This is a genomic window from Pseudohalocynthiibacter sp. F2068, from assembly GCF_023015645.1.
GTDB classification, from domain to species: domain Bacteria; phylum Pseudomonadota; class Alphaproteobacteria; order Rhodobacterales; family Rhodobacteraceae; genus Pseudohalocynthiibacter; species Pseudohalocynthiibacter aestuariivivens.
In genome coordinates this window covers 23,677-37,412 of the sequence record NZ_JALKAK010000024.1, presented here as the reverse complement: position 1 = coordinate 37,412, position 13,736 = coordinate 23,677, and the positions used below count along the sequence as shown (strand labels likewise).

9 protein-coding genes are annotated in these 13,736 nt (G+C 50.7%); all 9 read left to right on the top strand.

Annotation, left to right across the window (positions count from 1 at the left end):
* The first annotated feature begins 477 nt into the window (after positions 1 to 477).
* The 9 genes from MWU63_RS19190 to MWU63_RS19150 all read left to right on the top strand — a co-directional run bounded on the left by MWU63_RS19190 (position 478) and on the right by MWU63_RS19150 (position 13,732).
* The gene (locus MWU63_RS19190; protein WP_247079568.1) at positions 478 to 1,506 is read left to right on the top strand and encodes a LacI family DNA-binding transcriptional regulator; all 1,029 of its coding nucleotides are present in this window, start codon (positions 478 to 480) and stop codon (positions 1,504 to 1,506) included.
* 400 nt (positions 1,507 to 1,906) lie between these two features.
* Positions 1,907 to 3,181, top strand: coding sequence for an FAD-binding oxidoreductase (locus tag MWU63_RS19185; RefSeq protein ID WP_247079566.1), 1,275 nt, complete (start codon positions 1,907 to 1,909; stop codon positions 3,179 to 3,181).
* A gap of 48 nt (positions 3,182 to 3,229) precedes the next feature.
* Positions 3,230 to 4,759, top strand: a complete 1,530-nt coding sequence (xylB, locus tag MWU63_RS19180) for a xylulokinase (protein WP_247079564.1) — start codon at positions 3,230 to 3,232, stop codon at positions 4,757 to 4,759.
* Between the two features lie 202 nt (positions 4,760 to 4,961).
* Entirely contained in the window at positions 4,962 to 7,127 is a 2,166-nt protein-coding gene (locus MWU63_RS19175; RefSeq protein WP_247079562.1) for an ABC transporter permease subunit, read from the top strand.
* A 281-nt stretch (positions 7,128 to 7,408) separates the two neighbouring features.
* Positions 7,409 to 8,425 carry an ABC transporter substrate-binding protein gene (locus tag MWU63_RS19170; protein WP_247079561.1) on the top strand — a complete coding sequence of 339 codons (1,017 nt, stop codon included), beginning with the start codon at positions 7,409 to 7,411 and terminating at the stop codon, positions 8,423 to 8,425.
* Between the two features lie 104 nt (positions 8,426 to 8,529).
* Positions 8,530 to 9,567 (top strand): proline racemase family protein, encoded by a 1,038-nt coding sequence (locus tag MWU63_RS19165; RefSeq protein WP_247079559.1) that lies wholly within the window; start codon positions 8,530 to 8,532, stop codon positions 9,565 to 9,567.
* A 568-nt stretch (positions 9,568 to 10,135) separates the two neighbouring features.
* A complete protein-coding gene (locus MWU63_RS19160) occupies positions 10,136 to 10,618 on the top strand; it encodes a 4Fe-4S dicluster domain-containing protein (RefSeq protein ID WP_247079557.1) in 483 nt (160 codons plus the stop codon).
* A 19-nt stretch (positions 10,619 to 10,637) separates the two neighbouring features.
* Positions 10,638 to 12,470 carry an aldehyde ferredoxin oxidoreductase family protein gene (locus tag MWU63_RS19155; RefSeq protein ID WP_247079555.1) on the top strand — a complete coding sequence of 611 codons (1,833 nt, stop codon included), beginning with the start codon at positions 10,638 to 10,640 and terminating at the stop codon, positions 12,468 to 12,470.
* Between the two features lie 8 nt (positions 12,471 to 12,478).
* Entirely contained in the window at positions 12,479 to 13,732 is a 1,254-nt protein-coding gene (locus MWU63_RS19150; protein ID WP_247079553.1) for an FAD-dependent oxidoreductase, read from the top strand.
* Positions 13,733 to 13,736: the final 4 nt, after the last annotated feature.

Below are 13,736 nucleotides of genomic sequence, written 5' to 3'. Positions count from 1 at the left end.
AACCTGAAACCAGTTCGTGTAGAGTGCATCAATGCACAGATATTGCGCACTCCACAGCAGGAATAGTTTTTTGCAGGATCTTTCCTAAAACGATTTACCAAATATGATAGTGTGTAAATTTCTTGTGTTGTCAACGTGAATTTTTTTGCTTTGTGGAGCAGGTGCTACCGGGCAAGACGGCCCCAAAAACTCGGATGGTGAGTTAGGGTGTTGCGCAAATTCTCTCGTTTGAGCGCCTAATGCCAATAAAAGGTCGTAGGTCGCTTCAAGGCGATCCAGTGTTGGAGAAATCCCAATCTAGTGAAACCTCAGAAGAGCCAAGCTCCACCTCTGGACTGGTGAAAGTGCCGCGATAATAAGCAAAATTTTAGTGCTCCACCAAACTTTACCTAGACCAAATCGTATTTACTGAACTATCACTATTTCGACAGGCCTTCTTAATTAACTCAATCAAACGGAAGCGCATAGGCAAGCTCGATGGCTGAAAAAAAACGACGCGCGACGACAATTACTGATGTGGCTAAGGCTGCCGGGGTTTCTTTAGGCTCGGTTTCCCGGGTATTGAGCGGAGACAAAACTTTCGTGGTGCGAGAAGAAACACGAAAAAAAATCATCAAAACAGCACAAAGTCTAAATTTCAAACCAAACCCTTTGGGTCGTGGCCTAAGGACTTCACGTACATTCACGTTGGGCGCTGTTATCCCACACCTGGACAATCCGGTTCACGCGCAAATTTTGAAGGGCGCCGAACGCGCGGCCGCGAAGCGCGGATATTCGTTGCTGATAGCCCATCGATCCGAGGGCATTACAGATTCTTCACTTTACGAGCGCTTGCTTCAACATACGCGAGTAGATGGCCTCATTGTAGCTACGATGCATGACGAGCAGGCCGGCGTCGCCACTTTGGCGGAACTCGGACACCCGTTCGTGCTCGTTAATCGCAAGGCAATTGGCGTTAGGCACTTTGTCGTATGTGAAGACCGCGGCGGTTCAAGAAAAGCTGTGGAGTACCTTGCTTCAAAGGGACACCGGATTATTGGTCATCTGGCTGGACAACTCCACCGTTACAATGCGGAGTGCCGAATGAACGGCTACAAGGACGGGCTTAATGCTTGTGGTCTGAAATTTGACCCGCGCCTGGTCGTTGAGGGCGGGTACTCTCAAAATGAAGGCGCCGACGCCATGCTAAAAATGTTGAAGTCGGGCAACCCCAGGCCAACTGCGGTTTTCGTAAACTCATTGCTTGCGGCCGCAGGGGCAATGAGCACGCTTCGAAAGGCGGGATTAGTTATTCCGGACGATATTTCGATCATTGCGTTTAATGACGGGGCGATAGCCGAAGTTCTCGCTCCGCCGCTCACGACTATTCGCGTGCCACTGGAGCAAATGGGTCAAATCGCATCTGACACTTTGATTGATGCAATCGAAGGCAACGATGTTGCCGTCGCAATGACTATTTCAGAGACGATAATCGTCGAGCGGGAGTCTGTTGCGTCAATCGGCTAACGTTGAACTGACCTTTTTTGTTTCACTTCGCGTCCAGAGCTAAATTTGGCGGCCGTTGGTCTTATGGAGAGATTTGAAGGCGGTGCCATCTCAATGTTGGTGCAGTAAGAAACTACTTGACAGCTGTGTAGGGATCGTCAAATTACAACTAGTAAAACGATTTTCTAAGGGTTGTTGATACAAATTGCATGGGGGCGGAAAGCCAATGTACGGAAGCATATCCATTGAAGATGCCGGGCGCGCCGCAGAAACGGAAGCAAAACCAGATTGGCTCGGTGAGCTGAGACGTTGCGTCGGCGACGAAAAGGTCGACGTGGGTTTCAAATCTCGTATGGAGCATAGCAGCGACAGGATACCCTTCGGCCGGTTCAGGCGTAGGTCCGGGTTTCTCACAGGATCGTTGCCAAGTGCGATTGTAGAAGTAGACTCGATTGATGATATTCAAAAGGTAATGAGCTTTGCGCAAGAGCAGAATGTGCCAATCATACCTTATGGCCTAGGTTCAGGCGTTCTGGGAGGAACCGTCCCGTTTAATGGCGAAATAATTCTTGACCTGAGTCATATGAACCGGGGCGTCGCAATAGACGAAGAAAACTTCGTTGCGGTTGTCGACGCGGGGGTTTGTGGTGCTGAACTCGAAAAGGCCCTGAATGCTCGAAAAATGACATGCGGGCACTATCCACAGTCTTTGAGTATGTCGACCATTGGTGGCTGGGCTGCTTGTAGAGGTTCTGGCCAGGCTTCGTCACGGTATGGCAGTATTGAAAACATGGTTGTGGGTTTAAAGGTCGTTCTTCCAAATGGTCGACTTTTAAATGTGCGGCATTCTCCGCGTCGCTCTGTCGGTCCCAGCATAATCGAGATGTTTCTCGGTTCTGAGGGCACGCTAGGAGTCATTGTAGAAGTGACAATGCGCATCTGGCGTTTGCCCCAGCACACATGTGGTCAAGTAGTAAAATTCCGGACCCTCAAAGAAGGAATTGCAGCGATCAAACAGCTTATGCAAGCGGAGCTGCGACCAACACTTGCGCGGCTCTATGATCAGCCGGAGTCAATCGTATGGGAAGGTGAGAGCTTGCCGAATGACACTTGCGCCGTCATTTTAATGCTTGAATTCGCGGGCGATGAGAAGGTCGCCCAGGCAGAATTTGAAGTAGCCTTGGCTATCTGCGGTGAAAATCAAGGAGTTGTAACTGCGTCGTCTGCGCTCAATCGATGGAAGGAAAAGCGTTATCAGTCTCATTCCGACGAATTTGTAAAAGGTGGCGGGTTTTATGACACCATTGAGATTGCTGCACCGTGGAGTGTTCAGTCCGATATGTACGACGAAATCCGAAGGGAAGTTTCCAAGCGGCATGGCGCCATCGCCAACGTAACAGCGCACTGGTCGCACGCATATTCCGACGGTGCGTGCATGTACATGACGGTAAAGATTCAGAAAATCGACGACGCGACGGGTCTCAAAGTGCACGCCGAAATCTGGGATACTGCAATGCGTATATGCTCGGAAATGGGCGGCACTATCAGCCATCATCATGGTATCGGCTATTTCAGAGGTAATTGGTTGGCTAAAGAACTGAATGAAGGCTTCGCAATTCTGCACGGACTTAAAGATTTTATTGATCCCGCAAACGTTCTTAATCCTGGGAAACTTGGGTTGACCCAAGAAAGCTGACTGATGAAGACAATGCCGTTCATCGCGGCAACATAGGATGGATTGAAGATGAGTGATGCGATGCTGCTCGGCGTTGATTTGGGAGCTGGTAGCCTTAAAGCAACGATCATCGGAATCGAAGGAACGGTACAGGGTGAGGCGACTGTGCCGATACGGACGGACATGCCAAAACCCGGTTGGTCCGAGCAGAATCCCGAAGATTGGTATTCTGGCCTCTGTACTGCGGTGCCAAAGGCGATCAAACAGAGTGGAGTCTCCGCAGGCGCGCTTAAGGCTATGTCTTTCTCAGCAGGTGCACATACCCCTGTCCTGCTAGACAGCAACGACCAAGTTATCCGCCCAGCCATACTATGGAGCGATCTGCGCAGCAGTGGTGAGGCTCGGGAACTCCTTGAAATGGCAAAAGAAGAGATTCTGCGGATATCGTTTAACCTGCCAGCAGCAACCTGGACTTTACCTCAACTTCTATGGTTGCAGCGCAATGAACCTGATTCAGTTGCGGCCGCTAAACGTCTGCTCATTGCCAAGGACTACCTCAGGCTCAGGTTGACTGGCGAGTGGCATATCGACTGCGTCGATGCCGCCGGCACCATGATGGCTGACGTTCGCTCGAATACCTGGTCGCCTGAACTCTACAATCTGATTGATTGGGATCCTCTAACATTGCCGCCGATTGTGGAGCCGACCAGACATATCGGTAATGTGTCTAAGCGCGGGGCAAGTGACTCGGGCTTGCCAGAAGGTTTACCGGTGATTGCTGGGACGATGGACACTGCCATCGAAACCTTTGGCGCGGGTTCGATAAATCCGGGAGACGGTACGATCAAGCTGGCAACTGCGGGAACGGTATGTGTCGTAAGCGATCGAAGCGTAGCGCACCGCAGTGTAATTGATTATCCTCATGTCGTTCCAGGCCGATATTTCTCAATCACAGGAACAAACTCTTGTGCATCCGCTCACCGATGGTTGTGTGACCTGTTTTATTCTCCCGGCACCACCAAGGGAGCAGCCAACATATTCGAGGTGATGGATTTGGAGGCCAGTAAGGTGCCCGCCGGCTCCGATGGAATGCTGTTTCACCCCTACTTGAGCGGCGAAAGGTCGCCCTACTGGGATGAAAAGTTACGGGCGGATTTCATCGGAGTAACAATGCGTCATTCCCGGGGTCACTTTGTACGTGCTCTTTATGAAGGCATCGCTTTTTCGCTCTTTGACTGCAATTTGTGCTTCAAGGCTGAAGGGTTGGAGATGGAAACAGTTCGATTGATCGGAGGCGGTTCGAAAAGTGCGACGTGGTCACAAATTGTTTGTGATGTTTTCGGTAAGCCGGTCAGTGTGCCGGTCAACGGAGACGCGTCATTTGGTGCTGCACTTCTAGCTGGAGTTGGAATTGGAGTTTTCGCCAGTGAAGCGGAGGCAGTTTCGCAATGCGTAAGGGTGGCGAGAGTCTTTGAGCCCAACGTTGAGCGTACTGCGCTCTATCGCGATCTGTTCGAAATCTACAAGGATTCTCAGGCCTCACTGGCCAGCATCAATCATCGCTTATTTAACTTTTCTTTGGGGCAGGTTGGGACCTGATAATTATTTATGGACAGCAATCACCTTCTTTGCTTATTATTAAAGATAAAACGTTTTATCTTTTGGATTGTGGCTGATGGGTTGATCGACAAAATAGGAGGCCGCCGACGATGAAGATTGTCTTTTTCAGAGTGCTACCGGGCCTCCCCACAGCTGTCCGACAGGTGTAGGTATGTTATCAGCGGGTAAGAGTATTGGTCGAGTGCTCCGGAGAAGCGGCAAGCGATCCGGTCGGCAGGTTGGTTTGGCTGAAAGCAGCTCGATCGAACCGGATGCCCACGGTAGCTCTTTAGCGGGAAGCAGTCTAAGTCAGTCAAATTTGTTCATTTGGTCGTCCGTAGGTCTGGCAGTTCTTGTCAGCCTTGTATTGTCCGAACGGTATCCAATCTTGCTCAGGATAGAAGAGGGGGCTGGCCTTCCAATCCCGCAATTTCTTGATTTACTGATGGATTGGTTTGTAGGGATTTTCAAAGCCCCGTTTAGGCTCTTCGCATCGATTATGGAACTGCCAATTGAAGGGTTCCGCAGCTTCTATCTTTGGCTCCCTTGGCCATCTATTGTGGTGTTCACTTTTTATCTTGGCTATGTCGCAGCAGGCTGGAGTATGGCGATGTTCTGCGGCGGATCAGCGCTCTACACCCTGATTATGGGGAGCATGAAGCCAGCGGCATTAACGCTCGCCATGATATCGGTGTCGCTGCCTATGTCTTTATCGGCAGGTATGTTGATCGGTATTCTTAGCCACCGCAACTCCAGAGCGCGGACGATACTAAGCGCTTTGCTCGACTTTATGCAGACAGTACCCGCCTTTGCCTATTTGATCCCCCTTCTTATTCTGTTTGGATTTGGACCGACGGTTGGCCTTATCGCCAGCGCTATTTATGCGATCCCACCTATGGCAAAAAACGTTCTGCTTGGTCTCAGTAGGGTGCCAGCCGATGCAATTGAATCGGCGACGATGTCGGGGGCCAGCGAAAGGCAAATGCTTTGGCAGGTCAAGGTTCCGTATTCAATGCCGACAATCATGATTGGTGTGAACCAGTCAATCCTAGCCACGTTGTCGATGGTGGTGATTGCAGCGGTTCTGGGGAGCGGAGAAGATCTCGGTTGGGACGTTCTCGACAAAATGCGGAGGGCAGAGTTTGGAAAAAGCCTGCTTGCAGGAGTAACTATCGTTTTGATGGCAATGGTTATGGACCGCGTGTCGCAAGCATTCGCTCGCAAACATGCAACAAGTTATGGTGCAGGTTACACCTGGAGTTACCGGGCCCAGATTCTGGCCATCCTTGTGATTACTCTATTTGCGTTTAAAGGGGCGGCGCTGGCGTTCCCGGCATTAGACACTTTTCCCAAGAGTTGGGTGTTCGGTGGCGGCGATGCTTTCGACGATGTGGTTAGTTGGATCAATATCAACTATCCACAGGTGACGACGGCAATAAAAAACAATGTGTTGTTCTTTTTCATGCTGCCGCTGAAGCTTGGTCTCGATACGGTCGTAAAGCCATTTTCCTGGGGTTTTGAACCTACGCTTGCGCATTTGCTCGGCTATTTGGTGGGCTCAGCAGTTCTGATTGTTGTTACGACAAAGGCTGCTGGGTGGCGTGTTGGTCTGTCGCTTGCCTATCTATCATTGGTACTTTTGATTGGTCTTACAGATTTGCCATGGCCGGCAATCCTGATCCCGGTGGTTGTTCTGGCTTGGCAGGTGGTTGGCTTCAGAATGGCTGTTTTTGCCTTCGGTGCTTTGGTGTTCATGCTCGTCAGCGGACTCTGGATGCGCGCAATGATCTCGGTATATCTTTGCGGCTCTGCAGTGATCATCAGTTTGGTATTGGGATTGTCTCTCGGCGTCTGGTCGGCACTAAGCGACAGAGTCTCAAGATGCATTCGCCCAGTAAACGATACGCTTCAGTCGATTCCTTTGTTTGTATTTCTGATACCCGTGGTGGGATTGTTCAAAGTTGGTGAATTTGCCGGACTACTTGCAATTATCATGTACGCGATCGTTCCGGTTATTCGCTACACAGAACATGGTATTCGCTCTGTCAACTCTGAGGTGATAGAGGCAGGACGGGTTATGGGATGCACACGCTCACAACTTCTATTCAAAATCCAGCTTCCGCTGGCCTTGCCGGAGATTATGCTGGGGATCAACCAAACCGTTTTGTTTGGCTTGGCGATGTTGGTCGTGACCGCTCTTATCGGCACCAAAGGCCTTGGGCAGATCATATATCAAAGCTTGTCGACGGCGAGTTTCGGCTTGGGAATTTCCGCCGGCCTTTCAATGGCATTCATCGCCATAATCATAGACCGGATCATTCAGACTTGGAGCCAAAGGCGTAAGCTCGCGCTGGGAATTATAGATTAGATCAGAAAGGGAGAACCATTCAAGACGCGTGGAAAGCGTCGTTAAGGAACAAATTGACCGGCAACTGTCAAAAAGACGGGAGGTTTGATGTATACTTACAGCAAACGATTGATCAGCAGCTACTTTCTGTTGAGGCCGCAATTTTTGGAAAGCGTGCGGATGTGAGTTCCACGCAAAAGCATTCAAAATGCTTGAATGTACCAACAACAGATGTCGTTAAACATCCTGTCAAGAAACCGATCGTGGGAGGTAAGACGATCCATATTTAAAGGGAGAACACCGTGAATATTACAGAAAAACACGACAATCAAATCAATCCCCGGCGAAATCTGGTGAGAATGGCGGTCGCCGCAATCATTGGGTTCGGCCTTTCAGGTCAGGCTGCCAATGCAGTAGAAGGTATACCGGAGAATGAAGGTGCCATTAAGATTGCAGTAGCCGATAATACAGGTCAGCTGTTCCAAGCCTACGTGCTTGGACAGGTGCTCCAAAGCGTCGGCTACGAAGTCGAGTATGTAGCTGCTGGATATTATCCGCAGGTTCAGGGACTTGCCGACGGTGACCTGCATATGACGACTTCGCTTTGGTCTTCGAACATGGGTGAAGGGTGGATGAATCTCTTCGAGACTGGTCAAGTCCTGGATGCCGGTGAGACACATCATGCGGGTGTCGAAGCGTGGTACGCCAATGACAAAGCCCTGGAAGTTTGTCCAGGTTTGGACAAAAACTGGGAGGTCTTAAACAATTGTGTCGAAGCCTTTGCCACGGCAGAAACGTTTCCGCAGGGCCGGTTCCTCGATTATCCAATTGAATGGGGCGACAGTAATCAGAAACGTATTGCGGCATTAAACTTGCCTTTCGTGTCGCAGCCATCAGGTAGTGAAGGCGCTCTGATTTCAGAGATCAATGCGGCGGAAGATAGAGAGGAACCGCTCATCGTGCAGTTCTGGTCACCTCATGGTATCTTTGCTGATGTTAACCTTACGCCAGTGCCCCTGCCGGCATATGCCGAGGGCTGTAATACAGATCCGGCCGTTGGGGTTAATCCAGACGCAACATATGATTGCGATTGGGCACCAGCGCGTGTCTGGAAGGGTGCTTGGCCGGGTGTGGAAACCAACTATCCCTTGGCATATCGCATCTTGCAGAACTTCGAGGTGACTGGACCGGAAATGGCACAGGTCATGAAAGCGGTCGACACCTTAGGTGGGGAAATCCAGGAGTACGTGGATGTTTGGGTAGTAGATAATAAGGATCACTGGCAGGGTTGGGTCGACGACGCTTTGGCAAACCGGTAGGCGTACGTAGCAAAAAGAACGTTGTTGGACCCCCAAACGCGTCGTTAGGGGTCCAACCGTTCTGAACTTGCGTTGTTTTATTGCTCTAAAGGGGATTCTGACAGATGCGTTGGAAAAAGACTCTGCAAGTGGTTGATGTCCACTGCGAAGGCGAGGTGGGGCGAGTGGTACAAGCGTTGGGAATTGATCCACGCGGTGCCACAATTGCTGAAAAAATCCAGCAAATAAACAACGTAGATGACAGCCTCCGGCGTTTGATCATGCGAGAACCACGTGGGTTTGCCGCGAGCCATGGTGTTCTGCTAACACATCCGACTGTCCCTGAGGCAGATTTCGGACTTATCATTCTAGCAACGACCAAAGCGACTGCGATGTCTGGTTCTAACGTTATGTGCGCAACTACAGCACTTCTTGAAACTGGAACAGTGAAGATGGAGGAGCCCTATTCTTTCATTACATTTGATACGGCTTCTGGTCTCGTCCGCGCCACTGCTCGTTGCCGGGATGGCAAGGTCGAGAATGTGGCGCTGAAAATGCCACCAGCTTTTGTTGCACATCTAGATGTCAAGATCGCCACAAGTGCATGGGGTCGGGTCAGCTTCGACATCGCTTTCGGGGGAGTCTTTTGCGCCATTTTTGACGTTGCGCAATTTGGCATCAAAATCGAACGTCATTCGGCGCGCGCATTGGCAGACCTGGGAATCCAATTATTGTCCCTGGTGCGGAACGAATACGAAATCGCTCACCCGATTTATCCCGATATTAATGGCGTTGCCTACATCATGTTTCGAGACAAAGAGGAGGATGGAGCTACGCGTACGTGCAGCATATTGATGCCGGGCAGGGTCGACCGCTCGCCCTGTGGAACCGGTAGCAACGCCAATCTGGCGACCCGCCATGCGCGAGGGCTTACCGAAGTGGGTGAAATGCATGTAAGCCGGTCTATCATTGATGGTGAATTCCAAGCTGTCCTGGATGAGACAATATTATTAGGCAGTCAAAAAGCGATTGGGGCTACAATAACAGGTCGTTGCTGGATTCATGCAATCTCGCAAATGGGTCTCGACCCCAGCGATCCATTTCCAGAAGGTTTCATACTTTCCGATACTTGGGGCCCTGCCTCCGGGCAGTTAGATCCCTAATGCGTGGCACTTCGTCGCTACTGCGAGTGATCGGGAAACGATGCACTGTATCATTTGGTTCTTTCCAAAGCGCATGTAGGCTTGAGCAGGTAGCTCGACACGCAGAGGAACCTCGTTGCACGTCCGCAGAAGCAGAAGCAGAAGCAGAAGCAGGAGCGCTGTGCGGTCGGGCGATAATTGTTTGACTCAAGGCCGGAGTACCTACTGGGCGCGCAGATTTGACACCGACCCAGCTTGTATCGGGTTCAATGCCGTAGTTTTACAGCGTTTTACGGTGCGAAATTACAAACTTTCCAACTGCCAAAACGGCTTGTGTTCTTGCAGGATGTGCCGGACTGGAGCAACGCAACTTGATCTCAGTTGAAGCAAAAAAATTGGATGTGCCTATCCCATATTTTAAAAAAATATAACCATAGTTTTTTGTTCAGCATTGGAAGATTGATGCATGGTATTTCGGCCCGAAAAGAAGGTTGACTCAGTACTGATAAAACGATTTACTTATATGTGCATTTGAGGTTGAGTTGCAGTCCGAGCAGGGCGGCCTGGATTTCAAGATTCCGGAGGGGCAATGGAAAAATCACTACTTATCGACCCCCAAAAATGTACGAGTTGCCTCCAGTGCGAAATGGCTTGTTCATTTGAAAAAACTGGTCGTTTTAACCCAGCGCGTTCGCGGATCAAGATTTTTGAGATTGATCACGGTGCGATCTCGATCCCATACACCTGTACACAGTGCGCCGAAGCCTGGTGTCTCCATTCCTGCCCAGTTCAAGCACTTAACCGCAATCCAGAAACGAATGCGGTTGAAGTGTCGGAGGCGGATTGCGTCGGCTGCAAAGTTTGCACGATTGCCTGTCCGTTTGGAACAGTGAACTACGATCCTGAGAGTCAAAAAGTGATTAAATGCGATCTTTGTGGCGGTGACCCAGCATGTGCCAAGGCATGCCCGACGGGCGCGATCACTTTTGTTGATAGTGCTTCGACCGGATATGAGCGAATGAGGGAGCATGCGATCAGCGGCCTTCCTAAGCCGGAGCAGCAATCGGGCTGACAAGAAGGGGCTTCCAAAAATGAGCTGGCAGGGAAAAATTTTACTCGTCGACCTGACTGCGGGTCGAGTAAGGACGGAACCGCTGAATATGCAGTGGGCTGAGGATTACATCGGGGCACGAGGTTTGGCGACAAAATACATCGCAGAAATGATGGATCCGACCGCAGACGCACTCAGCCCAGAAAATCTATTGATCTTTGTGACCGGACCGCTGACCGGCACTATGGCACCGACCTCGGGTCGGTACGCGGTCGTTACAAAGTCACCATTGACAGGAGTGCTTGCCTGCTCGAATTCCGGTGGAAAATTTGGAGCGGAGCTAAAAAATGCTGGGTATGATATGCTTATCGTGACCGGCAAGTCTTCGAAACCGGTCTATCTAACGATCTTCGACGAAGAGGTAAAAATTCTTTCTGCCGGAGAGATTTGGGGCCAAACGGTATGGACAACCGAAGCATGGATTAAGGCTCAACACCAAGATCCGCAAATAAAGGTAGCGTCTATTGGTGAGGCTGGAGAACAAGGGGTACGTTACGCCAGTGTCATCAACGACTTGCATCGAGCTGCCGGGCGCTCCGGTGTAGGCGCAGTTATGGGGGCGAAGAATCTCAAGGCAATCGGTGCGCGAGGGACTAAAGGTACTGCTATCGCAGATCCAGAGGCGTTCATGGGTGTGGTTCGTAAAACCCATAAGATATTGGCCGAGAACCAGAGCCGAAAGTCGCTAACCGATTTTGGAACGATGGCTTCAATGGACTCCATGCAGGCATTCGGCTGCCTGCCAACCCGTAACTACGAGGGAGTTCAGTTTGACGGCGCGAGCAAGGTCAATTCAGATGCTATGTTTGCGGTTCAAGAAGACGGGCACCGGAATTTTGTTTCGAACAAAGCCTGCTTCGGTTGCACGATCGCATGCGGTCGAATTGCGCATATCGACAAAAATCATTTCAGCGTGGTTAATCGCAAGAAATACTGGGTTGCATCCGGAGGCCTAGAATACGAAACGGCCTTTTCGTTTGGCCCTATGAATGGAATTGATGATATCAATGCGTTGACGTTTGCTGGCTACATGGCGAACGAGCATGGCTTTGACACCGTTTCTTTCGGTGGAACGCTTGCCGCAGCGATGGAGCTCTACGAAAGCGGTGTTATTACCAAGGAAGATACCGAAGGCGTTGAACTCACTTTTGGGAATGCCGAAGCCCTTGTGATCATGGCCGAAAAGACTGGTAAGGGTGAAGGCTTTGGGAAGATACTGGGGCTTGGTTCTCGATTGATGTGTGAAAAATTCGGCCATCCAGATGTGGCAATGCACGTCAAAGGACAGGAATTTGCCGGTTTTGATGCAAGGGCTTTACAGGGGATGGGCCTTGGATACGCAACCTCAAATCGAGGAGCGTGTCACCTGCGCCATGCAGTTTTCTCAGAAGATATGTCAGAAATAAGTGGTAACGGCAAAGCAAGGCCCGTCAAGGAAAGTCAGGATCGTATTGCCGCTATGGATTCCAGCGGTCTATGCCTTTTCTTGGTAGACTCTGGTATGGAAATTGAACATTTTGCGGAATTGCTCGATTCCGATTTGGAGGGAAATTGGACCGTCGAACGGCTGATTGAATCGGGCGAGCGGACCTGGAATCTGGAACGTTTATACAACATGAGGGCTGGTATTACTGCGGCAGATGATTGTTTGCCTGGACGCCTGATGAACGTTCCCGCGCCGTCAGGAGCTGCAAAAGGAAAAGTCAGCGAGTTGGATATGATGCTGCCGGAATACTACCAAGAGCGAGGTTGGACAGAAGATGGAATTCCCACCTCTGCGACGCTGCAGCGGCTCGGACTCGAAGCTGGATAAAGTCACTGATGGAACATTTAATCATAGGGGCAGGACCTGCAGGTATCATCGCCGCCGAAACCCTGAGACGGGTAGATCAGCAGTGCAGCATCACGGTCATCAACGCCGAAAATGAGCCGCCCTATTCCCGGATGGCGATACCCTATCTGTTGACCGGAAGCATTGACGAGAGTGGCGCCTATTTACGTCGAGCCGAGGGCCACTGTGAAGACCTCAGGATTATCCAGGTTTCCGGCCGCGTTGAAAAAATTGCACCGAAGCAAAAGATTCTGACTCTGGCTTCAGGAGAGACGCGTCGTTATGACCGACTCCTGGTGGCGAGCGGATCAACGCCAGTGTTGCCCCCGATCCCTGGTGCAGACGGCGCTGGTATTGAAACCTGTTGGACACTCTCTGATGCACGTGCAATTGCCCTTGGCACAGGCAAAGGAAGCCGCGTCGTGCTGCTTGGCGCAGGCTTTATTGGGTGTATTGTCCTGCAAGCGTTAGCGTCTCGTGGAGTGCATTTGACCGTCGTTGAGATGGAAGATCGAATGCTACCGCGAATGATGGACAAGGTCGGTGCTGCTATGCTCAAGACGTGGTGCGAAAAAAAAGGCGTCTGCGTCAGGACTTCCACTCGCGTTGATAGCATTTCCGGTACACCTGGTGATTTAACACTTGTTCTTAGTGACGGTAGCAGGATCGCGGCAGACACCGTCATATCCGCGGCTGGCGTTCGTCCCAGTATTGATTTCTTAGGGGGTTCGGGGATAGCCGTTGACCAAGGGGTGCTTGTCAATGACAGGCTTGAATCTTCAGTCCCGGATGTCTTCGCAGCAGGCGATGTCGCACAAGGACGAGAGTTTTTGACCGGCCGACGAGAGATTCACGCAATTCAACCTACCGCTTCCGAACATGGCCGCATAGCAGCGCTCAACATGGCCGGAAAGAATTCTGTTTACGTTGGGTCTTTGTCAATGAACGTTCTAAATACGATTGGCCTGATTTCCCATTCGTTTGGGCAATGGAATGGTCTTGATCGAGGCGAGGATTCAATCCTCGCAGACGCGGACAATTTTAAATATATGCGATTGAATTTCGATGATGACCGCCTCATCGGAGCGCTAACTTTGGGTTTTACCCAACATGTCGGTGCCATAAGAGGATTGATTCAGTCTAGAGTCCGCCTTGGGGATTGGAGAGATCGTTTGATAGGCAATCCTACCCAAGTCATGGAAGCATTTGTCGCCTGTACGAACGGCGCGATACTAAAAGGATGAGAAC